Genomic DNA, 25,648 nt, shown 5'->3' with positions numbered 1-25,648 from the left:
TGAAGGGGGCTCTTGGGGGCTGGGGTCATGCTGCTCCGAACCAGCCTAAATCGACCAACCTCGTCTCTTCGGAGGCAACTACCCCCCGTATCTCCCCTTGTTCCCTACGTTAACGGAAACCCCTTTAATTTCATCGTCTGAATCGGGTCCCCTCTCGGATCTCGTTCAGCGATTTTCAAGTACATAAATGCTACCGTGTTTCCGCGTATCGCCGTGTCACCCAACGACTGGCTTGAGCGGAACGAACTCCCTTTTGCCGGCCTGCGTGTAGGGTCGGCATAACACAACCCAAATCGTGAATTGGTATTCACACTACCCAATGAATAAATCGATCAAACTAAACAATAGATATGCATGGCCTAGATCTGCATCCGGAGCGATCGCTCTGGGCGCTGCCCTTCTAGTTGCTCCTCTCGGCATCGCTCAGAACGATGACGAAGAGGATGTGTACGAGCTCTCTCCCTTCACGATTGAAGGTGAAGCGAACTCTGGCTACCGCGCGACCTCTACTCTTGCCGGAAGTCGTATCCGTACCGACCTGAAGGACGTTGGTTCTTCGATCTCTGTCGTCACGGAGGAGTTCTTGCGTGACACGTCCGCGACGGACAACGAATCGCTTCTTATCTACACAGGTGGAACGGAAGTAGCGGGTACCGGCGGTAACTTCGCTGGCGGCGGTGACTTCGGTCGTGTCGATACTGACAGCCAACGTTTGCGTCCGAACGCGGCGACTCGTGTACGTGGTCTCGCTGCTGCGGACAACACTCGTGACTTCTTCAAGACGGACATCCCTTGGGATTCCTACAATGTCGATCGTATCGATCTGCAGAGAGGTCCGAACTCGATCCTCTTCGGTTTGGGCAGCCCGGCCGGTGTTATCAACGCGACGACCAACACTGCCTATTTCGAAGATGGCGGTGACTTCGAGGCTCGTTACGGAAGCTATGGCTCTTGGCGAGCGTCCCTCGACTACAACAAGGTTTTGATCGAGGATGAGCTCGCGGTTCGCGTGTCTCTTCTCAACGACGAGCAAGACTTCATGCAAGACGGAGCGTTTGAGGACGATCAGCGTATCTACGTGGCGATGAAGTGGGAGCCGAAGGCTCTTTCCAGCGACTCAGCTTCGACCTCTATCCGCGTCAATTACGAGAACGGTGAGATCGATGCGAATCGTCCTCGCGTGATCCCTCCGATCGACCGCATCACGCAGTGGTTCCGCCCTGTGACTGACACGGCGGCGACCGGTATGGGCAAGGCGACTTACACGGTCGGTGGCGTAAACGCGATCGAGAACGGTTTTGGTTCCGGCAGCTACGATCCTTGGATCAACGCAGCGGTTGGCCGTATCTTCGATGGCCCTACAGCTGTCTACGAGTCTACCAACCAGTCTTCACAGGACTACTACTTCCTCGCGGGTGGCGGCCAACAGACTGGCGTGTTCCGTGGTATCGGCGCCTTCGACTCCTTCTCCAAGAAGGTGGCGATCGGTTCTGACAACATCAGAGGTTTGCCAGGTTCCTCCATCACCGCATGGAAGCCGACCACTATTAGTGACCCAACGATCTTCGACTTCTATGACAAGTTGATCGACGGACCGAACAAGAGCGAGTGGCAGGAGTGGGATTCTTATAACATCACCTTCTCTCGCAGCATGATGGACAACAAGCTCGGTATCGAGCTCGTGTATGACGCTCAGGACTACGTCGACGGTCAAACAAACCTGCTCGACAACTGGGGTCAGTCGCTCTCGATCGACATGATGGCTACCATTCCAAATGGTACGGCTGAAGGTATGCCCAACCCGAATCTGGGTCGTCCCTATGTCGGCGGTGACGCGCAGAACAATCAGATCAACTACCGTGATCGTGAGAACTTCCGTTTCACTGGATTCTACGAAGTCGACTTCAACGACAACTTGAACGAGGAGCTTGCTAGCATTTTCGGTAAGCACCGCTTCACTGGCGTCTATGGCAAGTCCACTTTCGATCAGCGTAGCGCTTCTTGGATGCGTGCGACTTCGTCCAGCTTCAATACTGGCAACTCCATCACCCAGGCGAGCCGCTACATCGCGAACCTCGTCTACCTCGGCCCAAGCTTGCTCAGCTCGAGCTCCGCTTCTGGCGCGAACTTGGACCGTATCCACTCCGAGCTGATTCCAACCGATGGTTCCTTCCAGGCTAACGCTGGTACAGTGAGCAACACGGTTTGGAGCGAAGCAGCGGGCGATATCTCGAACCTCTACCGCCGCGCTAATCTCGCGAGCAACGAGATCGATTCCAAGGCCTTCGTTTGGCAAGGTTTCATGTTCGACGGAAACGTTGTTCCAGTATTCGGATACAGAGACGATACTGACAACGCGGCCAATGCTGGTAACGTTCCGGGTCACCCAGACGGCATCGCCGGCGCGGTTGATCCATTCGGTTCCAGCTGGATGGTTCCAGGCAGCACTGCTGACGTAGACATCCCGAACAACAAGACCTACGTTAGCGCGAGCGGTATCAGCAAGACCTTCAGCATGGTGGTTCACACTCCGCAAGAGTGGCGCGACCAGATGAATGGTTGGGGCGTATCCTTGACCTACAGCGACTCTGAGAACTTCCGTCCTGACGCAAGCCGCCGCGACCTCGTTGGTTCTCCGATCTCTCCGTCCCGTGGCGAAACTACGGAATACGGTATCGTGATCAGCGGTCTGAACGATCGTTTCAGCTTCCGTGCTAACTACTACGAAACCGAGGTGACCAACGACACCTTGAGCGCGTCTTCCATCTCTAATTCCTACATGATCGGTGCAGGTGAAGGTTGGGGTATGCTCTTCGCCAAGATGGCCGAAGGCGGTAAGGATGACTTCTGGCGCAACTACGCTCTCGAAGATCCTGAAGCTGGTTTCGATGCGGACACCAATCCGTACATCAACCCAGAGGTTGAAGTTCTCCGCTACCAGCCAGCCTTCACCGAAGGTATGTCTGCCGCTGAGCGTTCCGCTGAAGTGGCTCGCACCTTGGCGATCGAGCAAGGCGTCGTGGCTGCGTTCAACGATCCATCGAACTACCCGTCTCAGCAGTTCCGCGACTTCTGGGGACAGAATTGGGACGCGATCACTCCTGACGCAGGTTGGGGCGCTGGTGGCGCTGCTTGGAATGGTGAGCCGTCCGCGTTTGCGATCACTGGTGACACGGCTTCCGAAGGTTGGGAGTACGAGCTCTTCTACCAGCCGACTGACAACTGGAACATCGCTCTCAACGCGACTAAGACCAGCGCGACCCGTTCAAACCTCGCCCGTACTTACAGCGAGTGGGTTGAAAGCCGTTGGGATGTGATCAACAACACTGCTTACGGAGACGCTCGTCTCTGGGGTCCAGGCTTCGGTGGTGAAACCGTTCGCAGCAAGTACGGAAGCGAGTTCTACTCCAGCTACCAGCTGTTCAAGCAGCTCGAAGGTTCCGACGTGGCAGAGCTCCGTCCATGGAGACTCAACGTGGTCACTAACTACAACTTCTCCGACGGCATGCTCGCTGGAGCAAGTGTAGGTGGCGCCTTCCGCTGGCAGGACGAAGTCGTGACTGGATACCCAGTTATCATCCTCGACGACGCGGGTACTCCGCTTGATCGTACTGACGACGTAGCTCAGTTCGATGTCGATAACCCATTCACAGGTGGCTCCGAGTCGAATATCGACCTTTGGGCTGCTTATGAAACGTCGCTCAGCGACAATATCGATTGGAGAATCCAACTCAACATCCGCAATGCGTTCGAGGACGAGAGTCTGATTCCGGTAACTGTTCAGCCAGATGGCTCTCCAGCCACCTCTCGTATCTCCGAGGGGATGACTTGGACGCTTACCAACACATTCAAGTTCTAGGCATTAAAAAGCCTATCTGAAGTTTTTGACGCCTCCGACGAAAGTCGGGGGCGTCTTTTTTTGGATTGGGGGCGTTGCTTGGCTTGCTGTTTGTTACAGTAACGTTCGCTGTCCTCGACGGGTGCAATGCCGCTCCAAACCTTGTGTGCCCGCTGGGGACAGCGGGCGCTACCTTTGGGAAGTAGGACCAAAGTCCTATATCGGGATTTCGGAACCTTTGGTAGTCTGTATCCAGATTCACGAGTCACTAAAGGCCAAGGGAGCCGACTCTGGATCTACATAGTTAAGGGTAAAAAATCTAAGATTATTAGGGGTAGTAACTCTTAGATTATCAGGGCAATGAAGCGGTGATTCCACAGGGGTCGCCGCTTCTACTTTTTTGTGTTCAAGGACCGCCCATGCCCGTTGGAGACAACGGGCTCTATCTTGTGGATGTAGGACTAAAGTCCCATATCTGAATCTCAGATCATCTGTTATGCTGTATCCAGATTCAAAAATCGCTAAAGGCCAAGAGGGCCGGTTTCTGGATCTCACAGTTTTAGGTATGCATTTCCAAGGTTTATTAGGGGTAGTTGACCTTGGATCAAATAGGGGTTATAAAACGGCGACCTTTCGGAGATCGCCGTTTTTCTTATGGGTTGCGGTATCCAGCTTTTGGTACAGAGTTGAGGAGTTGCATCCCCATGGCCGAGTCTCTGCGAAATAAATTTGCCCCTTACGCTTTCTATGTCGTCCTGATCGCGAGTCTGTTGCTGCTTGCTCTTGAGTCGTTTCAGCTGATGGAGCGTATGCGTTCGCTGACGGAAATGGAGGGCGGATTTGCGTATCTCGAGCGGGACGAAGGTTCTTCGACAGGATTTTCGGGAGGTACGCGTCAGCGCATCGCATCTGATCGAAACGATGACTTGCACTGGGTTGTCAATTTGCAGCGTGCGAAAGAGGAAGGCGTCGCTCGACTACGGGAAGTGGATTACGACAATGCGCCTGAGGGGCGCTCTGTTCATTGGTCTTCCGTATATGGCTGGTGGATACGAGTCTTAGCCTTTGACGAACCGCGGAGTATTGAATGGGCGGCGTTGGCGGCCAATGTCGTGCTGGCGGCCGGACTGATTCTCGTTTTGTCTCTCTATGTGCGGCGTGTTTCGGGGGATGGGACTGGGATGGCGTTTTGTGTGGGCGTCTTGGCGATGGTTCCGTTGCGAGATGTCTACAAGTTTGGCATGGGCGATCATCATGCGATGGCGATTTTTGCCAGCATGGCGGGGGTTCTGTTCTTTGCGATGGCCGTGCGTAGGAGCGTGTCTGGGAGAAGCGGACTTTTGGAGGGAGCCTTGTCTGCGATGGCTTTGGCTTTGGCGATGTGGGTCAACGTAGTCAGCGTTTTGCCTGTGCTGTTTGGAGTTGGGCTGGCGTTGATCGTAGTCCGTTTGGTTGTGGGCAGGGGTGATGAAATTGCTTCCTTGGTGCGGAGTTGGGCTTGGATGGGGGCTCTTTTTTCCTGTTTGGCTCATTTGATCGAGTACGCGCCTGCTTCCATGGCTTTGCGGCTCGAAGTGAACCATCCTTTGTACAGCTTGGCGTGGCTGGGAGCCGGGGCGTTCTTGGCTGTACTATTCGAGAGTGAGGTGAGAAAGCTATTTGGGAGAATAGCCCTCAGTGTCGCGATGGTGATTCCGCTTCCTGTCGTTTTCTTTAGTATGGGAGCGGAGGTCTTTCAGGTTTCGGATCCGTTTCTGATGGCGGTACACGATCGTTTCATCATGGAATTCCAGACCTTGAGCGCGAATCTCGAGGTGATGACTTCTCCTTTGCGCATGTTCGCTATGGTTTTGCCGTTGCTGATATTGGTGGTTGGTGGAGCTGGCTGCTATGCGTCGAGGAAGCGGAGCGAGGTGTTTGTGTTGCTTGCCTGTTCGATGGTTCCCGCGTGTATCCTGTTTTTCGCTACATTGTATCAGGCTCGTTGGTGGTCGCAGTTGGCTGGATTGCTAGTGGTGGTTTTGGTTTGTCTTTTTGCTGGGGCTGCTTCGCGGTCGCTGCGATGGCTCGCTCTCGGGAGTTTGGTTCCAGGGGCTTTGGTGTTTGTTTATGGAGCGTTCGAACGGGGTGCTCCTGTTCCGCGTGAGTTGACGCGCGTGGCGGAGCGGAGCGTGGCTCACTACTTGAACGCTCGCGCGGGGGGAGAGAATGTCGTGGTCTTGGCTTCGCCTGACGCTACGACCAATCAAATCTACTATGGCGGGGCGAAGGGGATTGGCACCTTCTACTGGGAAAATAACGAAGGCTTGAAACGGGCGGCGTCGATGTTCGCGTCGCCGAGCATGGAGGTGGCAAAGGAGCGGATTCTGGATGCGGGCGTGACACACGTGTTGATCTATTCATGGGGCGGCTTCGAAAAGGAGTACCTGGAGCTGCACCGAGACTTTGCTGGGACGGAGGAGGAAGGGAAGAGCTTCTTGATGCGATTGATGGAGGATCAGGAGATTCCGCTTTGGTTGCGGCCGATTCCGTTTCAGTTGGCGGATCGGGAGCTTGGCTTGGCATTGATCTATGAAGTGGTTCCTGAAATGACTCCCGGCGAATTGGCGTCGCGGCGCTTTGAATACATGCTTGAGATGGGCTTGAGCCGGGCTGCGTTTGGGCTCGAGCCGCTATTGTATGAGCACTCTAAGGATTCTGCCGCTGCGATTTCTCTTTGTCGTTTGTACGCTTTGCAGAAGAGGAAAGCTGATCTGGACGCGATGCTTAAGGCTCTGGTTCGTCGATTGGACGGCGATTATGGTTCGCTCTCGTTGGGGGACGCGATTCGGTTGAGTGGCGTATTCGGCATTTCGGGACAGAGAAATGCGGCCAAGAATTTGCTGTTGGAAGTCGTGGATCGTTTGGAAATGAGGGAAGTGCGAAAGCTTAACGCGGAGACGATTCGTCACTTCTGGGATTTGGCGGATGCTCTGGATGTCGATGTTGACCCAAAAATAAGGGACCAGTCGATGCGACTGATCCCTGAAAGGTTGAGAAGAGCGAATTAAGGTTACTTGGCGCAGCCTGGGTCCGGAGCTTCCGATCTGGCGTCTGCGGCGATCGCCTCTTCCATTTCGCGCTCCATTTTAGCGTCGATACGGTAGAAGAGCACGGACGCTGCTGCGAGAACTGCGACTCCGGCTGGGATGATGCTCATGATGAGTTTCAGGCCTTCGATGGTGTCGGGCGTTTGCTCAACGTTTGCCTCGAAACCATAGTAGCTGAGGAGGGCCAGCGATACAGCTGGACCGATGGACCAGCCGATTTTCATGGAGGAGGTGCCTGTTGAGAAGATCAGTCCGGTCGTGCGCTGCCCGAGTTTCCATTGTCCGTAGTCCGCGCTATCGGCGATCATGGACCAGAAGAGGGCCATTAGCGGAGCGGTCATGAAGGCGCTGACGGCTTGGTGCCCCATGATCAGGTAGTAACTTGTTGGCGGGATGTAGTAGAAGGCCAGAAGGAAGGCGGCATTGATGAGGGTGAGGGTGATGAAGGTACGTCGTTTGCCGCCGAATATCTGGGTGAACTGTTTGGTGAGCATGACCCCGCCGAGCTGGACTAGGCTTGCTATGAAGAGGAAGGTGCCGCCCCAGAGCTCGTTGCCGGAAACGTACTTGAAGAAGTGGATCGTAGCGCCGCCTCGGATGGCGATCCAGAGGATGGTCAGTACGCTGATGAGAATGAGAGCCCGCCATGGACCGTTTCGCATGGCGGCGGAAAGGTCTTTCTTGATGGAGATCTTTTGGGCTTTGGGAGGAGCGACACGTTCCTTGGTGGTTAGGAAAGTGATGAGGAATAGAATACCGGACGCGATGGCGTATACGCCCATGGTGAGGGTGTAGCCAAGCTGTTCGTTGCCGCCGCCCAAGGTTGCGACCAAGCGTTGCAGCGTGAGGCTCACTACGCCGACCCCGGCGAATGCGCCGAGGAAGCGGAAGGAGGAGAGGATCGTACGCTGATCGGAGCGCGGAGTCATGACCCCCATTAGCGCGGAGTAGGGGACGTTGATGGCGGTGTAGGCCATCATGAGCAAGGTGTAGGTGATGTAGGCGTAAGCCAGTTTTCCTCCGTCGCTCAGGTCGAAAGTGGTAAATGTGAGAACGCCGAGACCAATCCAGAAAGGCAGCACCCAGATCAGCCAAGGGCGGAATTTGCCCATGCGGCTTTTGGTCCGGTCGGAGATCATGCCCATGATGGGGTCGTTGATCCAGTCCCAGGTGCGGGTGACGAAGATCATGGTGGCGAGCGCTGCTGCCGAAAGCCCGAACACGTCTGTGTAGAAGATCGGGAGGAAGTTCATGAAAACGCCAAAGTAGAGGCAGGAAGCCATATCTCCAGCTGCGAAGCCGAGCTTCTCGGTCATCGCCAGCGGCGGCGCGGTTTCTTCGTTTGTTTTTGGGGGTGTATCTTGAGACTGCATACAGGTGATGATTAACTACTGTTTTCGCAAAGGAAGTTAGGGTGACAGCTTATGAGGGGGGCGAAAGCTATTTGCACCGCTTATGTAAGTATAGCGATAGACTGAGTTGGGGGCGGAGGCGAGTTCCGGAGGGATTATATTTTGAGAATGCGATCAGGGGCTTTGAATTCTCGAAGAATTGTTCGCAGGATAATTCCAGTTTCTGGGGTTTTCCCATCAAAACGAGCTCTAAATCGATCTGTTCCGCGTTGCGACCACGCAGTCGGATCGCAGCATCGTTCCCTTATTGTCAGAGCGAGATTGCTCTCGGTCATCACGATTCAACCCAAACCCCAAGATTTGCCGACGCAAGCGGGACTCGCCCGCTGAAATTGGCGCTCAGATTACTGAATGTCCCCAACGCTATGAGTTCTACCAGTGACCAAACAAGCGCGCCCGCCTCCGGTGCGGTGCCTGAGAAGATAATAGGATTTAAGGAGAAGCTGGGCTACGCCTCGGGCGACATGGCTTCGGTCTTCTTTTTTAAGGTGTTCGCATCTTTCCTGATGTTCTTTTACACGGACATCATCGGGATCGAGGCGGCGATCATCGCCACCATGCTTTGGGTGACTCGCATTTTCGACGCGTTTACGGACCCGGTCATGGGCATGATTTGTGATCGGACGAAGTCGCCGCACGGCAAGTTCCGGCCGTGGCTGCGTTGGATGGTGCTGCCCTATGCGGTTAGCGGGGTGCTGATCTTCACGGTTCCTGATCTGAACGAGACTTGGACCATCATTTACGTGTACGCGACCTACTCGCTCGCGATGCTCACCTACACGGCGATCAACATTCCCTATGGGGCGTTGATGGGGGTGATGACGCCTCACTCGGCGGAGCGTACGGTGTTGTCGTCCTACCGATTCTATGGGGCTTATGCGGCGAACCTGATTGTGCAGGCGACTATTTTGATTTTGGTCGTGCGGCTCGGGGGTAGCGAGGATGGCGAAACGGCGACGCAGTCGGGTTACGTGACTACGATGGTTCTTTACGCGATTTGCGCGGGAGCCCTTTTCCTGTTCACTTTCTCTTCCACAAAGGAGCGCGTGAAACCTCCGAAGGGACAAGAGACGAACGTGCGCAAGGACTTGGCGCAGCTCTTTAAGAACAAGCCTTGGGTCGCGATCATTGTTATCGGGATTACCACGATCATGTGGATTGCGATGCGTGATGCGGCGATCTTGTATTACTTCAAGTACTACGTCGTTGGACAGGTTGAAGAGGGGGGGAAGTTTGCTGCGCTTGCGACTTGGTTCAATGTAATCGGCACGATCGGTACATTGCTCGGTGTGGCTTGCACGAAGTGGTTTACTGATGTGTTCCGAGGAAAGAAGAACGCTTACCTTTGGCTGACTGTAATTGTGGCCTTTGTAGCGGCGTGCTACTACTTCTCTGGTCCTGGGGATGTCGCCTTGGTTTTCTGTATCCAAGGAATCACGTCGTTCCTGATGGGGCCGTTGATGCCACTGTTCTGGTCGATGATCGCGGATACCGCTGACTACTCGGAATGGAAGTTTGGGCGTCGTTTCACTGGCCTGACCTTCTCGGCCGGTACGTTCTCGCAGAAGCTAGGTTGGGCTTTGGGTCCGGCCATGGCGGGTTACTTGCTTAACTACTACGGCTATGTGGACAACGTCGCTCAGTCAGCTCGTACCATTGAAGGCCTTCGCATGATGATGTCGCTTATCCCGTCCGCCTTGGCTCTGGTGGCTGCTGGTTTGGTTTTGACCTATGGAATCAATCGCAAGTTGGAACTGCAGATCGAGAAGGATTTGGCGGAGCGAAAAATGGCTGATGGGTCGATGGGGGCGTGATGTAAGACGCGTTAGCTAATTCAGTTTCGGCCCTCTATCGAATTGATGGAGGGCTTTTTTCTGATTCCGACCCTGCTCGACCGGGTATGGTGGTCGCGGGCTGAAGCACCGCGCTACGTCGAGTTAGGACTACAGAAAAGGCGCCTGCGAAAGCAGACGCCTTTTTTAATAGCTAGAACTGAATACAGATAAATTATTTGACCCGTAGGGCCTCGATTCGCTTGAGGAGGTCGCTGTCGTTGTTTGCGAGGTAATCGAGGTTCTTGTCGATGAGCTCGTTGCGCTGGGCAACGCACTTGGCGCTGTAGAGCGGGTCGGCTGGCGTGTTTGTGACGTAGTCGACTAGCTTGTCTACCGTTGTAGTTGCCACGTGGAGACGAGTGTCGCTGGACGCGTAGTAGATGAACACTTCACCTTCATCGGTGGTGATGGTGCCGTTGGTGAACGCCACGTTCATTACGTCGCCGACGAGCTCTTCGCCTTCGGGGGCGATGAGGAATCCGCCGGGAGAGTGAGTCAGTTTTGTCGGATCTTCGAGCGAAGTCATGAAGGCGTAGATGACGTAGCGAAGACCGCTTGCGCAACCGCGTACGCCGTGAGCGATGTGGAGCCAACCCTTGTCGGTCTTGATCGGCGCATCGCCTTGGCCGTTTTTGACTTCCTTGATCGTGTGGTATTCGCGTGAGTCGATGATGGTTTCCTTGTCGACGACTGCGTTTGTCATGTCGTCGCAAAGCCCCCAGCCGATACCGCCACCGGAACCGGCGTCGATGAAGCCATCTTGAGGGCGGGTGTAGAGGGCGTACTTGCCGTCTACATACTCTGGGTGCAGCACAACATTGCGTTGTTGCGGCGAGGGGGTTTTGAGATCAGGGAGACGTTCCCAGGTTTTAAGATCCTTCGTGCGTGCGATGCCGCATTGGGCTTCGGCGGAGGAGAGGTCGAACTCGGCAGCGTTTGGGTCTTTGCGCTCGGTACAGAAGAGACCGTAGATCCAGCCGTCTTCGTGCTGAGTGAGACGCATGTCGTAGACGTTGGTGTCTGGATTGTCTGTTTCCGGCATGGTGACCGGATGATCCCAGAAGCGGAAGTTATCGATCCCGTTGGGGCTTTCCGCGATTGCGAAGAAGGACTTGCGGTCGTTCCCCTCGACTCGAGCGACGACGTAGAACTTACCATCGAGCTGGATGGCGCCGGCGTTGAACGCGCAGTGCACGCCGATACGTTCCATCAGGTGTGGATTAGTCTCTGGATTCAGGTCGTAGGACCAGAAGAGCGGCGCGTGCTTTTCGGTGAGCACTGGGAACTGGTGGCGGCTGAAGATTCCGTTGCCAGGTTCCACGGCGGGGTTAGGGCGGACAAGAAGCTCTTCTTGCTGCTCGATTAGCTGAGTGAGACGCGATTCGTAGGTGCTCATGTTTCTGTTTATTCGGGTACGTTTTTGAGAGTTTTTGTTGTTACCTGACGGACAATTTCTCGATTCGGGAAATGATCTCAAAGCAGGCCCTAGAGTTGTGGTAGGAAGATTTCCAAGGTCCGGCTTTTTCTTTGTTAATCCGATTACCATTTTTCTCCACGCCCCAGATCCATTCTCCATTATCCCGTTCAATGAAGACTTCCTGGATGTAGTCCCAGATAACGGTCGCTGCCTCTAGGAAACGCTTGTCGCCGGAGAGTTCATAGGCGTTGAAGAAGCCTACGACGCCCTCTGCTTGCGGCCACCAGCACTTCGTATCGCTTTGTGGGTTCTCGTTGTGGAATTCGTCGTAGACCCCGTTGTCTTTTGGGTCGATGCCTGTATCGAGCACGAGCTCAGCCATATCGAGGGCGATCTTTTTGAATTCCTCCACGAGGTCGGCGTCGCCCACTATCTCGGCGGATTCGTAGAGCAGCCAGCTGCCTTCGATGTCGTGGCCGGGGGAAACGACGGGATCGATCAGCTTCCAGTCGTAGTCGTAGAATAGTCCAAAACGAGGTGTATCCGGTAGGATGATACGATCGGCGATGATGCGAAGGGTTTGGCGGCAGCATTCCTTGACCTCTGGATTAGGGTCGATCAGCTGCAGGTTCGCGAAGGCCTCGATGATGTGCAGGTGATTGTTCATGGTCTTCGGAGCGTCGAGATCGTCGACTCCAAGACGCATCTTTTCGAGCGGGATCCAGTCTGCGGTAAAGGTCTCCAGATAGCCGCCGGTTTTTGGGTCCCAGGCCTTTTCGTTTATCAGGTGGAAAAGCTTGTAGGCTTGGTCGAGGCTGTCTTTCTCGCCGGAAGCTCGGTAGTGCTCGGAAAAAGCGTAGATGCAGAACGCCTGGGCGTAGCACTGCTTTTTCGTTTCGTAGGGAAGCCCGGAGTCTTCCACTGTCCAATAGAATCCGCCGTTGGCCTTATCCTCGAATTTGTTGAGGAGAACGTGCTTGGCATGGTTGGCGAGCTCGATGTATTCGGGATTGCCGTACAGATGGTAGGCTCGGCTGTAGGTCCAGAGCAAGCGCGAGACCATGATGACTCCCAGTTTTATGTCGGGTAGAGGCTGGTTGGCATCATCGAGCGCGGGCAGGAAGCTATGGGTAGTGCGCATCCGCGGCCAGTAGGGTAGGATGTTGTCGAAGAGCTCGGTTTTGAAGCTTTCGCGGAGTTGGTCGAGATCTGGAGTTTTCATGAAATTGGGAGTGTGTGAATGCCTCTTTTCACGATCCCTCGGATGCGAGGTTTAGGGAGGCAAAGAGCCATTTTGAGTTAAGAGTGTACCGTAATTATTCTAAAATTTAATGAGATTTAGAGTAAAAATCCTTTGCTCAATTTCCGATTTTGCGCGATTGTAGGGGCGAACTTTTTTGAAGGAACTGATTGAGATATGATCGATAGACCGCGTGTAGCCTTGGTATTGAGAGGGTGGCTTGAGGAGAATTTAAACATCCTGCATGGCTTAGCTAAATTTAAGCGCTTCAATGCACAATGGCACGTATTTGTGGACGATCAAGCGAGGGGGGCAGACAATCCGGAGTGGCTGCTCGACCAGGGTTGGGACGGGATCATTTGTAAGGAGAGTTCGGACGAATTGTTTGTGAAAGCGCGCGAACGGAGGATCGCTTGCATCGATATGTCGGACGACGGGACGAAGCGAAAGGGATGCCCGAAGGTACGCCCAAACAACATCGCTATCGGGCACAAGGGGGCTGAGCATTTTGCGGAAAAGGGCTTCCGGCATTTCGCCTATTGCGGCTTCGGAAATGAGCTTTGGTCTTGCGAAAGGCGGGATGGGTTTATCGAGGCGCTGACGCTGGCGGGGAAGAGCTGCCAGGTGTTTGAAACGAACTATCCGGGAGTGAGTCGTCCTGGCTGGGAGCACAATGAAGAGGAAGAGATGGCGAAGTGGCTGGATACGCTGCCCAAGCCGGTGGCAATTTTGACCTGTAACGATTTACGGGCGATGCACGTGATCAATGCCTGTCACCAGGCGGAGCTGCGTGTGCCGGAGGAAGTGGCGATTTTGGGAATCAACAACGACAGTGCTCGCTGTGAGCTCTGCGCGCCGTCTCTTTCGAGTATTCCCGTGGATGTGTCGGAGTACTCGCGAGTGGCGGGGGCGACCTTGGAGGGGATCTTGAAAGGGGCGCACCACAGCCAGTTTCGAGAGGAGACTTTGGTCGATCCCTTGGAAGTCGTTACCCGTCGTTCGACAAGTATCTTGGCGGTGGAAGATCCATCCGTGGCTCAGGCTCTCAATCTCATTCGCGAGAACGCGTGCAAGGGGATCACGGTCGAAGAAGTCGCGAAATCGGTCCATATCTCGCGGAGTCTTTTGGAGAAGCGATTCCGTAAGTATGTTGGGAAGTCGCCGCAGGTGGAGATCCGGCATGCGCAGGTGATGCGCATCAAGCAGATGTTAGCGGAGACCGAATACTCGCTGGCTCAGGTGGCGGAGATGACCGGTTTCGAGCACCCGGAGTACATGAGCGTGGTGTTCAAGCGACTGACGAAGGTTACCCCCAGCGCCTATCGGCGAAAGAGCAAGGCTCTGGCGGCGATGGGGATGTGATTGCTCGTTGAGCGAGCTGGCGACGGGTGCCAGATTTGGGGATAGAGTCCATTGTCCTCAACGTGCATTGGTTGTGGAACTTGGCCGTTGGGGACAACGGCCGCTACCGTTCGCGTAGGGTGCCCCGGGTGACGCCGAGCTGGTTGATTAGCTTGAGTTCGCGCCAGAGGGACTGGCCGCTGAGGGTGCCGGCAAGCAGACGTTCGTAGCGGTCGAGTGTCTCGCGGACTTCCTGTGGCGATTCGTTGAGGAACTCGATGCGGAAGTTCCGCACGCCGAAGTTTAGAAGGTCTTGGGCGAATTCAGCGCCGGTCTGTGCTTTGGCGTTGAATACGGTGTTGCGGCAGCCGGCGTCGGCTTTGAGTGGGTGGAGCATGCCGGTGCGGTCCTTGATGGAGACCTGGTGTTTGTCGCACGGGCGTCCGCAGTCGCGGAAGTCTTTTCCGTCTGAGAGGAAGGCGCAGAAGACGCAGTGCTCCATGTGAAACATGGGCATGTGCTGGTGGAGGGTTATCTCGAACTGCTCGGCGTTTGTATTCTCGAGCAGGGCGGCGAGCTGGGTTGCGTTGAGGTCGTAGGAGGCGGTGAGGCGTTCGAGCTGGAAGCGTTCGAAGAGGTATTCGGCGGTGAGGTGATTTGATACATTGAGGGAGAAATCTCCTCGTAGTGGAAAATTGGATAGAGAGCTCAGGTGCTCGTGGTTACGGGCGAGAAAGCCGTCCGCTCCGCACTCGGTAAGCTGTTTTATCACCCAGTCTTCGCCCGTCTTAAACATGCGTGGCGGAGCGACCCAGATCTGTTTCTCGGGCGAGGCTTCGCGGACGAGTTGGACCGCTTGTTTGTATTTGCGTGGATCCTCGAGCTCCATGTAGAGCTCCTGGTAGGGGAGCTCCAGTGCTGCTTCGAGTTGCTCAAATGAGCGGAGATAGGGGATGATTCGAGCGGAGCTCGAATCATTGGGTTCCGGATTCTGGGCTTGGGATTCTGGGTGGTCGGTTGCCCCATCTGTGAGTCGCCAGCGTAGAGGTTGGCGGCGGAGGGTGGTGAGTGTATCCACTGCGTCGCGACGGATTTGGTTGAGCTGGGAAACGGGGAAATGGCAGTCGCCTTGGAGTTGGTTGTCGAGCTGGTCGAGGTAGAAGGGGGTGTTGCCAAGACGGCCGAGTTGCTTGCGGAGCGTTTCCGAATCGAGTGGGCGCTTGCTGGCTTCTTGGATGGGCTCGGTGGATTCGGCTCGGGCAACGCGTCCTTCGTCGTCGCGGATTTCTAGGGTGAGCGGCTTGCCGGGTTCTCCGTAAACGGAGGCGGAGATGGGGCGAGTGTAGTTGGGCTGTTCGACTTGGTAGCTTTGGCGAAGCTCCTTGTCGAGAGCTGGGTCGGAGGTTTTGAAAAGGGTATCGCCTGGGTTGACGCGGTTCCAGTCGATGGAGTTGTTGAGGAAGCGGATGTAGCTCTCGTCGCTCTTGGTATCGACAGATGTGATACGGCCGCCTTCCTCTTTTTCGTCGGGACGTCCGCGGTCGAACACCACTCCGTCTCCCGCTTTGAGAGGCGCTTCGAGTTGGAGGGTGACTCCGTCCTTTTCGATCGACTTGACGGTGCCGAGTTTGAGTCCTCGCTTTTTTCCGAAGCGGGCGTGTACGAGGGCTTGGTTGTCGATGCCGTTGAGCCAGCCGTCGGAAAGGCCGCGAGAGAAGGTCATCTCGAGGGCGTAGCGGCCTTCTTCCTTATCGAACTCGACGAAGTTGTTTTCGGTTTCGCCGATGTAGTCGAGCCAGGCGGAGTCGAGGGCTTGTCGGTAAACTTTGGTGACAGCGGCAACGTACTCGGGCGCTTTGAGACGTCCCTCGATCTTGAGGGTGGCGACGCCTGCGTCGATAATTTGCGGAAGGGCGTCTAGGCCGGAGAGGTCCTGCGGGCTGAGAAGGTAGCGGCGGTTTCCGAGGTCGACCTGTTTGCCGTCGGAGTAGAGGTCGTAGGGGAGGCGGCAGGCTTGGGCGCACTCGCCGCGGTTGGCGGAACGGCCGCCGAGGGCTTCGCTGGTGAGGCATTGGCCGGAGTAGGCGACGCAGAGGGCGCCGTGCACGAAGAGCTCGATGGGGACTTCGGTCCCGGCTTGGATGGTCTTTTCGCGGATGGCTGCGACTTCGTTGAGCGAGGTTTCGCGGGCGAGGACGACGACGCTGGCGCCCAGTTCCTTGGCGAAAGCGATGCCGGCCTCGCTGGTGGCGCTCATTTGGGTGGACGCGTGGATGGGGAAGTCGGGCGAGAGCTTGCGGATGAGGCGGCAAATTCCCACGTCTTGCACGATGGCGGCGTCGACTCCGGCTGCGATAATGGATCGCAGGAAGTCCCGGGCGTCGTCGATTTCGTCCGAGAATACGAGGATGTTGAAGGTGACGTAGCCTTTAACTCCACGGCTGTGGAGGTAGGCCATGAGCTCGGGAAGGTCGGCGACGGTGAAGTTCTTGCCGCGCATGCGGGCGTTGAAGCGCTCCAGTCCGAAGTAGATGGCGTCGGCTCCGTTCTCGACGGCGGCTCGGGCGCAATCCCAATTGCCTGCAGGGGAAAGCAGCTCCGGCTTGGTGACGAGTCGGGTGTTTTCCTGTTTTGAGGCGAGGCGCTTGGGAATGAGTTTCGGCATGGATCAGAGAATTTAGCATGCGAATACCGGGCCGCAATCGAGTTGCAAATAAATACGGGTTTGGTCGGGAGGCTGGGGAGTTGTCGCATTTGGATCGGTTTTCGATAAATTGGGAGTTGCGGGTGCCGATGGGGAGGTTGACTCGTCAGGGCTGGGGTTCAGACTGTGCGAGGCTTCTGATTGAGGGTGAATAGGCTTAAGACAAGGTGGATGATAGCGGGCTGCATTTTGCTGGGAGCGATTTGCGTTGTCATCGGCTTGAGGCAGCAGGGCGGGGTTTCGGAGAATGTCGAGGTCGTCGCTTCTCGCGTGGAGGCTCCGAATCTGCGGTTTGTCGAAGAGGGAAGCGTTGAGGCTTTGGGCCGGGGCTTTTCGGAGCGTTCGGGCGAAAGGGAGAAGGCCGTCGAGAGTCGATTGGAGGCTAGGGGGCGTGTGCTGGATCAGCGCTTTGTGGCGGGGACGCGAATGGGCGAGGGACGTTGGGAATTGTTGCTGGAGGTGGAGGATTTGGCCTTCCCGGTGCGAGTGGTGCGGAGGGTTTTGATTGATCCGTCGACCGCTACTGAGCGGACGCTGGCGATCGAGGAAATGGCGGCGGATCGGATGATCGTGCGGCTTTCGGATGACGCTGACTTTCAAACGGTGCAGGAGGAGTTGGCGAAGCGTGGCGCTCGGCTGGGGAGAGCGTTGATGGGAGGACGATTGTATGAGCTGCAGCTGGCGAGTGCTGATTTGGAGGCGTTTGCGGTGGCTCTGGATGGCGGTTTGGGGATGGTGGCAGGCCGGGACTATTTGTATTTGGAGCCTGACTACGTTGTTCATGTTTCGGCGTCGCCGGATGATGCTTCGTATTTGGATGAGTCGCTTTGGGGATTGAACAATCTCGGACAACAAGGAGGAGTCGAGGATGTGGACATCGATGCTCCCGAAGCGTGGGATGTGAGGACGAGTACGGGGGAGGTCGTGGTGGCGGTGATCGACTCCGGGATCAACTACGAGCACCAAGACTTGCGGGGTAATCTTTGGGTGAATGAGACGGAGGTGCCCGGCAATGGTTTGGATGATGATGGGAATGGGTATGTCGATGACGTGTACGGTATCAATGCGGTTGATGGTTCTGGAGATCCTCTCGATGACAACGGTCACGGCAGCCACTGTGCGGGAACGATCGGGGCGGAGGGCGACAATGGGTTAGGGGTTGTGGGAGTTGCGTGGTCTACGCGCTTGATGGGGTTGAAGTTTATTTCGAGCGAGGGTTCTGGGGCTTTGTCTGATGCGATCGAGTGTATTGACTATGCGGTGACGATGGGAGCAACGGTTCTTAACAATAGCTGGGGTGGGGGTAGTTATTCGCAGGCTATGTTCGATGCGATCGCGGTGGCAGAAGAAAGTGGGGTCGTGTTTGTTGTTGCTTCAGGTAATTCGGGGGTGGATACGGATGAGGAAGTCGATTATCCGGGAGGGTATGAACTAGGGAATGTTATCGCCGTTTCCGCAGTCGATCGAGATGGGGAGTTGGCTGTGTTTTCCAATTATGGCTTGAGGAGCGTGGATGTCGCCGCTCCTGGAGTTTCCATTTTGTCGACCTGGTTTGGCGAGGAGGATGCGTACAAGTCGATCGACGGAACGTCTATGGCTGCTCCTCATGTCAGCGGGGTGGCTGCCTTGTTGCAGGCCGAATTTCCTGAGGCTACCCTCCGCGAAACGGTGAATCGGCTGAAGTATGGATCGAAACCGTTTGATTCGTTGCTGAGCAAGGTGAGTGTGGGAGGAATGGTCTCGGCGCGGAAGGCTCTGGACCTGGTGGATGCTCCCTTTCCGCCTGAGTTTGTGGTTCGCCCAGAGTCTGAATACGTTGTGAATCGAGGAAACGCGTTAAGCGTCGCGGTAGAGGTGGAGAGTGAGGCTGAGGTTATGTTTCGGTGGTTTCGAAATGGGAGTCTTTTGGATGGGGCGGCAGATAGCTTTCTCAGTATAGAAAATGCGAATACGGAGGATGTCGGCGACTATCGGGTGGAGGTCGAAAACGGGGATGGCGTAGCGATGGCTCTGTTTTCTGTCAGTGTGGTGGATCCTGATCCCAGCTTGGCGGAGGCGTTCGATGCGGTTGGGAGGGACTTTTTCAGTTTGGGTGACGAGGGGTGGAGCGCGTATTTCTCGGACTCGGTTACTGGAGGGAGTTCCATTCGCTCGGGCGCGATTGGGGATTCGGAGCGTTCGGTGTTGCGGACGCGGGTGCAAGGTCCGGGGGTGGTCAGCTTTTATTGGAGGCTGTCGTCGGAACCGTTGTGGGATCGTGGGGTGCTTCGGATCGACGGGGTGCAAGAGAAGTTGTTGAGCACTGAGGATAACTGGGAGCGGGTTTCGATCGAGCTCGGGGAGTCGCGCGACTATGAGTTTGAGTGGGTGTATGAAAAGGATGGCTCACGTTCGATGGGGCAGGACGCTTTGTTTTTGGATGGATTTTTGTTTGAATCGCTTGCTGACAGCGCACCGGTGATTGTGCGGAATCCGGAGAGCGCGATCGTTGGGCCTGGCGAGCATCACGCCTTGGGGGTGGAGGCGTTGGGGGAGTCTCTAGAGTATCAATGGTTTTTTGAGGGGGAAGCGATTGAGGGGGAGGAATCGGATTTGCTCGTGTTGTTCGGCGTGCAGGCGGAGGACGATGGCGTCTATCGCGTAGTGGTTTCGAATGCTCATGGAGAGGTGGAGAGCGCTCGGGCGAGGGTGCGAATTGAGGAGGTGCCTGTTTCGATTCTGACGTCTCCAGTTGATCAAACGCGGAGAAGCGGGGAGTCGGTACTGTTCAGCGCTGTGGTAGAGGGGGCGTTGCCGATCGGGTATCAATGGTACAAGAATGGATTGCCCCTTGTCGGAGCAGTCGGTTCTCGGCTGTTTATCGACAATTTGGATACGAGTGATGCCGGGGAGTATTTTTTGCGTGTTGGCAATGCGCATACGGACGAGCCGGTTGAGTCGGAGGTGGCGGTGCTATCGATCGAGGATTTCGTTTTGAAGCCGGAGATTGTTAAGCAACCGATTGGCGGCTACTGGCAATCTGGCGATGCGTTTCGTTTGTCTGTAGTTGCGGAAGGAGGACAGCCTTATTCGTTTCAGTGGTATAGTGATGGGGAGGCGATTGCGGGAGCGACGGAGCAGGTCTTTGAAAAAGCTGCGGAAGCGGGTGATTCCGGTGGGTATCGAGTGTTGGTTTCGAATGCTCAGGGACAAACGTGGAGCGAATGGGCGGATGTCGTGGTGGTGGGCGATCTAGCGGAGGCGTTGGAATTTCCGGGCTCGGAGTGGGATTTGTCGGGCGCTCATTATTTGTTCTCCCAAGGCGATGTGAGCTTTGACGGCGAGGACGCGTTGCAGACGTCGCCGGTTAATAGCTTGTTGCCTCAGTTTCATGGAATGAAGACTGAGGTGGTGGGGCCGGCGAACTTCAGCGTGTATTGGAAACAGGCTGGGGCGACTGGGTTTTCTGGAGTGTCTCTGTATTTGGATGACGAACTACAGGTGGAGCTGAGGGATGAGTCGGATTGGCGTCGGGTGTTTGTGAAGATTCCGGAGGGGAGTCACTCGTTGGAGTTTAGGATCCGCAATGAGCTGGGATGCAGAATTTGGTTGGATCAGGTGGAATTGTCTCAGACGCCGGTGCTCTATTCGCAGCCTGAGTCGAGGGTTCTGCTTGAGGGGGAGTCGTTGAGCCTGGCTGTCGATGCGTTTGGAGAGGAGCCTGTCAGCTTTCAGTGGTTCAAGGACGAGATTCTTGTTGGGGGAGCGGAGTCGAATGTGTATTCACCAAATGGGAACGGTCTAGAGCTAGTGGGCCGCTATTGGGTCGAGGTTGAGAATGCTCATGGCAAGGCGGTGAGTGAAGTGGCGGAGGTGGATTATTTGGAGGATGCTTCAGGTATTTTTGGCGAGGGAACGGTGTTGTTCGATCTTGATAAAGACAGTGATTGGGAGGTCTGGAAGCGCGAGGGTGATGCTTTTCAGTTGCGTAGTCGCCCGGCTATTGGAGGTGAGAGTCGTAGGCTGGAGGGGACGGCTTCGGGGCCTGGGGTTCTGGTGTTGAGTGTGGCGATGCGTTCGTCTGTCTGTTGTCCGAGTCTGGAAATTGCGGTTGACGGGGCAGCTGTGGATGGGGTCGTGACGCGGAGTGGAGAGTTCGATGAGCTCGAGTACGCTCGATTCCATATCGCGTTGGACGAGGGAGAGCATCTGCTATCGCTAGACTTCCTTGCTGCCGAAGATTTCTTGGGGCGGTCTCAATTTGGTGTTTTGAGTGGAGCTTATGTGACCTCTGATCCCGTATTTGTCCGGCATCCGTCTAATGTGCGTGCCCTGGAGGGCGAGGCGGTGGAGCTATCTGTTGAGCTCTTTGAGGAGGGAGGCGTTAGCTTTCAGTGGTATCGAGAGGATGGTACTCCGGTTTCAGGTGCAGGTGAGTCTGTATTCAGAATTGAATCACTTGTTGAGGTGGATGACGGTTTTTATTATTGTGAAGCGACAGTTCCATCTGGTGGTACTGCTCGGTCGGAGTTGGCCCGAGTGGAAGTTATTCAAGGGTTTTATGAAGCGGTGGGAGTGGACTTCGGACGTTTTTCAAGTGGGATGGATTTGTGGATTCCTCAAGCGGGGGCTGGCTGGGATGGTGGAGAGGCCTTGGCGTTTGAAGCGGATCGGGCGTCTGGTTTGAGCAGTCTCTGGCTTGATCTTGATGGGGCGGCGGGATCGGCGTCCGCGTTGCGTTTTCGAATAAAAATCGAGGGACAAGCTGAGCGATCCTATGTTGAGGTAACGCAACCTAAGGGGAAGGTGTTCAAGTTTTTTGAGAATACCGATTGGCAAGAGGTTGTTGTGCCAATCGATGCGGAGGCTCCGCTAAAGAGTCTGGTCTTTTCGGTTTTAATGGGGGACACGGAGTTGGGTGGATCGATGGAGGTCTTGCTCGATGACTTTGAGCTCGTTCGGTATCCAGTTGTTTATGACGATTTGGCGGATGTTGTGGCCTTGTACGGATTGGATGTATTGTTGGAACCACGCGTATCTGGCACGGGGTTGAGTTATCAATGGTACCGTGACGAGGTGGCTTTGGCTGGGGCGAATCAGCCTAGCCTCCAGCTAAAATCTTCATTCTCCAATCGGGGGAAGTATCGTTTGCGAGCCTGGAACTCGCATGGTGAAGTGTTTACGCGAGAGAATGAGCTTGGTCTGATGGAAGAGGGGTATGGAGCTGAAGTGGTTCGTCGGGGCGCTTTCTCTTTGGAGGGCGAGACGCTTTGGAGCCGAGAGGAAGAGGGATTGGCGAATTCGGGTCCGCTCCTAGCGGTGGAAGGTGTATCAAGAGGTGAGAGTTCGGATTTATATTTTCAGGTGAAAGGTCCGGGGGTGTTCAAGTTCGATTGGCGTCTGGCTGCATCAAGGAACGAGGAGAAGCTGTATTGTTATATCTATGACACGTTAGTGGGGGGCGTATATTCCGGCGATCGGTGGAGGTCCTTTAGCTTGGAGCTTCCCGAGGAGGCGGTGTATCCGTTTCGCGTGAGCTTGACGAGCTTTGGAGGCGACGCGTTTCCGGGGGGACAGGCGTGGGTGGACAACTTCAGGTTTTCTGAAGATGCAACGAACGGATATGGCAGTTGGGTTGAGGACGCGTTTGCGGGGAGTGAAGTTCCAGAGGAAGGCAGGAGAAGAGAGGCTGATGCTGATGGAGATGGTGTGGCGAACGGGGTCGAGTATTTGCTTCGCTTGGATCCGACTTCTATCGATGATTACCCTAGTCCAAAGATTATCGAAGATGATGGTTCGTTGCAGGCGTTGCTTGATTTTGATCTCAATTTAGCGGCGCGTGATGCGCGCGTCGGGTTGGAGATTAGCGAGGATTTGGAGGTGTGGTATCCGATGGAATCCGTGTTGCTGCTTGGAGAAGGCGGGGATGAAAGCTCTGTCTTGCTGTCTCCGATCGATGATGAAGATCGCGGCAGCTCTTTGTTCGTGAGGGTGGCTGTGTATTTCGACTTGGTGGACTAGCTGAGCGGGTCGAATATTCTGACGGTTTCTCCGGAAATTCGTTGCCACGTCTATGCCCGCCTAGAGTATGCAAGGATATGGCGGAAAGAATAGAAATCAATGTTCCGGATGGCTTTAAGAATATGAAGGGCCAGTTCGGAGGAATCTTCGGAGTCGTGATTTTGGCGCTCCTAGTGTGGGCCGGTTTTTCGAGTGTCTACACTGTTCCTGCGGAGTCGCAGGGAGTGGTGTTGCGCTTCGGCGAGTATCTCGAGACGAAGGATCCGGGACTGCAGTTTAAGCTGCCTTTTGGCGTGGATTCTGTATTGGTGGTGCCGGTTCAGCGTCAGCTCAAGCAGGAGTTCGGTTTTGGTTCTTCGGGCGCGACGAATCCGAGTCAGTACGCTCGGAGCCGTTCCGAGCAATCTGCGGAACGTAGCATGGTAACGGGCGATTTGAATGCCGCGTCAGTGGAGTGGAATCTTCAATACAGAATCGAGGACCCGAAGCAGTTTCTATTCAAGGTGCGCGATCCGGAAGATACCTTGCGGGACATTTCCGAGTCGGTGATGCGTACTGTCGTGGGTGACCGCACGGTTGACGAGGTGATCACGATTGGGCGTCAGGAAATTTCGATCGTGGCTTTGGAAATGATGCAGAACTTGGTGGATAAGTACGAGCTCGGGCTCCGTATCGATTTGGTGGAGTTGCAGAACGTGAACCCGCCGGATCAGGTCCGCCCGTCCTTCAATGAAGTGAACCAGGCACAGCAGGAGCGTGAAAACCTGATCAATGTCGCGAATGGTGAATACAACAAGGTGATCCCGCGAGCTCGTGGTCTTGCGAACCAATCGATCCAGGAAGCGGAAGGTTATGCTCTTAAGCGCGTGAATGAAGCGGAAGGTGATGTGGCTCGTTTTGAGGCGATGCTCGTGGAGTATGTGAAGGCTCCGGAGGTGACGAAACGCCGTATCTATCTGGAGACAATGCAGAAAGTCGTGTCGGGGATCGACAAGAAGATCGTGCTCGATAGCGACGCTAGCTCGGTGCTGCCATTGTTGCAGCTGAACCAGAACCAGTAATTTCGATAAGGAGAATAAGCAGATGAAACAGATAGCTCAATTTTTTGCGATATTGATCCTTCTCGTAGCCCTCGCGGTTGGATATAATTCCGTTTATACGGTTAAAGAGACCGAGCAGGTGATCATCACCCAATTCGGTCAAGTGGTCGGAGATCCTGTGACGGAAGCGGGACTGCATTTCAAGATTCCGTTTGTGCAGACGCCTAATGTAATCGAAAAGCGAATACTGGATTGGGATGGTCGTGCGACGGAAATGACGACCAAGGATAAGACCTATATCGAGGTGGATACGTTTGGTCGTTGGAGGATCGCTGATCCGAAGCAGTTCTTCCTGCGTTTGCGTGATGAGCGTAGCGCTCAGTCTCGATTGGACGGAATCCTTGGATCTGCGACCAAGGACGCGATTGCGAATAACGCTCTGGTAGAGGTGATCCGTTCGACGCAAGGTCGCGTACCGCAGGTCGATGATAGCTTGGAGGGGGCTTCGAGTCGTATCGGAACCTTGCCGGATATCGAAAAGGGCCGTGTTGCGGTTGAGCAGGAGATCTTTGAGTCGGCTGCGAAGGAGCTGACCGAACTTGGTATCGAGTTACTGGATATTCGTTTTAAGCGTGTTAACTATCGTGATACGGTACAGCGAAGCATTTTCCAGCGTATGATCTCCGAGCGTCAGCAGATTGCGGAACGGTTCCGTTCCGAGGGTGCGGGTGAAGCGGCGAAGATCAATGGTAAGCGTGGTCGTGACTTGCAGGAGATTGAGTCTGAAGCGTACCGTCAGGTCTTGCAGATCCGCGGTGATGCCGATGCGAAAGCCACGGAGATCTATGCGAATGCTTACAACCAGTCGTCAGCTGCGATCGAGTTCTACGAGTTTATCAAGTCGCTCGAAGCCTACGAGTCGGTGTTGCAAGGTGATACGACTCTGATCCTGACAACGGATAGCGAGCTCTTCAAATACTTGAAGGACATCGATCTGAGGTAGTTGCTAGTCAGTTACGCGTAATTTGTAGGCCCGCCGTTTTTGGCGGGTCTTTTTATGGGAGCGGGATTTCTCCGGTGACGACTTTGGCGATGGTGTCGGGGTAGAGCTTGTGCTCTTGCTCAAGGACTCGAGCTTGGAGGGTTTCGGGTGTGTCGTCGGCAAGGACGGGAACGCTGGCTTGTTGGAGAATGGGGCCTTCGTCGTAGACTTGATCGATGAGGTGGACGGTGGCGCCGCTCTCGCTTTCGCGCGCTTCGAGCACTGCTCGGTGGACGTGCATGCCGTACATGCCTTTGCCGCCGAATTTGGGAAGAAGGGCGGGATGGATATTGAGGATTCGGTTGCGGTAGCCGGAAAGGACGGCCGGGCCGATCTTCTTCATGTATCCAGCTAGAATTACGAGTTCTACGCCTGCTTGTTGGAGGGCTTGAAAGATGGCTTGGTCGAGCTCTGCGAATTCGGGGTGGGTCTTGCCGTTGAGGACGCGGGAGGGCATGCCTGCGTTTTGAGCTCGTTCGATGGCGGTGGCTCCGGGGTTGTTGCAGACGAGGAGGGCTGGGGTGGCGGCGATCTGGCCGCTGGCGCAGGCGTCGAGGATGGCTTGCATGTTTGAGCCGCCGTGGGAGGCAAGGAATCCGAGTTTCATGGGAGGAGAAGGTGGAGGTGAAAAAGTGAAGAGGGAAGTGCGAAATGGGGAGGTTTGCGCGGGGTATGGCGGTGAATGTCTGA

At 55.3% G+C, this 25,648-nt stretch carries 12 protein-coding genes; 7 read left to right on the top strand and 5 right to left on the bottom strand.

What is annotated here, in order from left to right; translation table 11 throughout:
• Positions 1-319 precede the first annotated feature (319 nt).
• Entirely contained in the window at positions 320-3,859 is a 3,540-nt protein-coding gene (locus tag JIN87_RS15650) for a TonB-dependent receptor plug domain-containing protein (RefSeq protein ID WP_200356527.1), read from the top strand.
• A gap of 683 nt (positions 3,860-4,542) precedes the next feature.
• Entirely contained in the window at positions 4,543-6,888 is a 2,346-nt protein-coding gene (locus tag JIN87_RS15645) for a hypothetical protein (protein ID WP_200356526.1), read from the top strand.
• Positions 6,889-6,890: 2 nt separating this feature from the next.
• Here the strand turns inward: JIN87_RS15645 and JIN87_RS15640 are convergent, their stop codons facing one another.
• Complete coding sequence (locus JIN87_RS15640) at positions 6,891-8,300, bottom strand: MFS transporter (RefSeq protein WP_200356525.1); 1,410 nt, start codon at positions 8,298-8,300, stop codon at positions 6,891-6,893.
• Between the two features lie 404 nt (positions 8,301-8,704).
• Here JIN87_RS15640 and JIN87_RS15635 point away from each other — a divergent pair, with 404 nt between their 5' ends.
• Positions 8,705-10,153 carry an MFS transporter gene (locus JIN87_RS15635; protein ID WP_200356524.1) on the top strand — a complete coding sequence of 483 codons (1,449 nt, stop codon included), beginning with the start codon at positions 8,705-8,707 and terminating at the stop codon, positions 10,151-10,153.
• A 193-nt stretch (positions 10,154-10,346) separates the two neighbouring features.
• Here JIN87_RS15635 and JIN87_RS15630 read toward each other — a convergent pair whose 3' ends face one another.
• The gene (locus JIN87_RS15630) at positions 10,347-11,570 is read right to left on the bottom strand and encodes a glycoside hydrolase family 130 protein (RefSeq protein ID WP_200356523.1); all 1,224 of its coding nucleotides are present in this window, start codon (positions 11,568-11,570) and stop codon (positions 10,347-10,349) included.
• Between the two features lie 40 nt (positions 11,571-11,610).
• The gene (locus tag JIN87_RS15625) at positions 11,611-12,813 is read right to left on the bottom strand and encodes an AGE family epimerase/isomerase (protein WP_200356522.1); all 1,203 of its coding nucleotides are present in this window, start codon (positions 12,811-12,813) and stop codon (positions 11,611-11,613) included.
• Between the two features lie 195 nt (positions 12,814-13,008).
• On the opposite strand from JIN87_RS15625, the gene JIN87_RS15620 reads away from it, so the two are divergent.
• The gene (locus JIN87_RS15620; RefSeq protein WP_200356521.1) at positions 13,009-14,193 is read left to right on the top strand and encodes a XylR family transcriptional regulator; all 1,185 of its coding nucleotides are present in this window, start codon (positions 13,009-13,011) and stop codon (positions 14,191-14,193) included.
• A gap of 103 nt (positions 14,194-14,296) precedes the next feature.
• Here the strand turns inward: JIN87_RS15620 and JIN87_RS15615 are convergent, their stop codons facing one another.
• Complete coding sequence (locus JIN87_RS15615) at positions 14,297-16,837, bottom strand: U32 family peptidase (RefSeq protein WP_200356520.1); 2,541 nt, start codon at positions 16,835-16,837, stop codon at positions 14,297-14,299.
• A gap of 186 nt (positions 16,838-17,023) precedes the next feature.
• On the opposite strand from JIN87_RS15615, the gene JIN87_RS15610 reads away from it, so the two are divergent.
• The 3 genes from JIN87_RS15610 (at position 17,024) to hflC (ending at position 24,919) form a co-directional block, all read left to right on the top strand.
• Positions 17,024-22,876: a S8 family serine peptidase gene (locus tag JIN87_RS15610; RefSeq protein WP_200356519.1), complete on the top strand. Its 5,853-nt coding sequence runs from the start codon at positions 17,024-17,026 to the stop codon at positions 22,874-22,876.
• 122 nt (positions 22,877-22,998) lie between these two features.
• Positions 22,999-23,937: an FtsH protease activity modulator HflK gene (gene hflK / locus JIN87_RS15605; RefSeq protein ID WP_345780798.1), complete on the top strand. Its 939-nt coding sequence runs from the start codon at positions 22,999-23,001 to the stop codon at positions 23,935-23,937.
• Positions 23,938-23,959: 22 nt separating this feature from the next.
• A complete protein-coding gene (hflC, locus tag JIN87_RS15600; RefSeq protein WP_200356517.1) occupies positions 23,960-24,919 on the top strand; it encodes a protease modulator HflC in 960 nt (319 codons plus the stop codon).
• A gap of 52 nt (positions 24,920-24,971) precedes the next feature.
• Here hflC and purN read toward each other — a convergent pair whose 3' ends face one another.
• Positions 24,972-25,565, bottom strand: coding sequence for a phosphoribosylglycinamide formyltransferase (purN, locus tag JIN87_RS15595; RefSeq protein WP_200356516.1), 594 nt, complete (start codon positions 25,563-25,565; stop codon positions 24,972-24,974).
• Between the last annotated feature and the right edge of the window lie 83 nt (positions 25,566-25,648).

Origin of the sequence: Pelagicoccus mobilis (assembly GCF_016595505.1) — a bacterium.
GTDB classification, from domain to species: domain Bacteria; phylum Verrucomicrobiota; class Verrucomicrobiia; order Opitutales; family Opitutaceae; genus Pelagicoccus; species Pelagicoccus mobilis.
The sequence above is the reverse complement of the archived record's forward strand: the minus strand, read 5'-3'. Positions and strand labels throughout refer to the sequence as shown.

Excerpts from the sequence above, each read along its gene's own strand:
- JIN87_RS15640 (WP_200356525.1), bottom strand. The coding sequence starts at position 8,300 with ATGCAGTCTCAAGATACACCCCCAAAAACAAACGAAGAAACCGCGCCG.
- JIN87_RS15615 (WP_200356520.1), bottom strand. The coding sequence starts at position 16,837 with ATGCCGAAACTCATTCCCAAGCGCCTCGCCTCAAAACAGGAAAACACC.
- hflK (WP_345780798.1), top strand. The coding sequence starts at position 22,999 with ATGAAGGGCCAGTTCGGAGGAATCTTCGGAGTCGTGATTTTGGCGCTC.
- JIN87_RS15650 (WP_200356527.1), top strand. The coding sequence starts at position 320 with ATGAATAAATCGATCAAACTAAACAATAGATATGCATGGCCTAGATCT.
- JIN87_RS15635 (WP_200356524.1), top strand. The coding sequence starts at position 8,705 with ATGAGTTCTACCAGTGACCAAACAAGCGCGCCCGCCTCCGGTGCGGTG.
- JIN87_RS15620 (WP_200356521.1), top strand. The coding sequence starts at position 13,009 with ATGATCGATAGACCGCGTGTAGCCTTGGTATTGAGAGGGTGGCTTGAG.
- hflC (WP_200356517.1), top strand. The coding sequence starts at position 23,960 with ATGAAACAGATAGCTCAATTTTTTGCGATATTGATCCTTCTCGTAGCC.
- JIN87_RS15625 (WP_200356522.1), bottom strand. The coding sequence starts at position 12,813 with ATGAAAACTCCAGATCTCGACCAACTCCGCGAAAGCTTCAAAACCGAG.
- JIN87_RS15630 (WP_200356523.1), bottom strand. The coding sequence starts at position 11,570 with ATGAGCACCTACGAATCGCGTCTCACTCAGCTAATCGAGCAGCAAGAA.
- JIN87_RS15645 (WP_200356526.1), top strand. The coding sequence starts at position 4,543 with ATGGCCGAGTCTCTGCGAAATAAATTTGCCCCTTACGCTTTCTATGTC.
- purN (WP_200356516.1), bottom strand. The coding sequence starts at position 25,565 with ATGAAACTCGGATTCCTTGCCTCCCACGGCGGCTCAAACATGCAAGCC.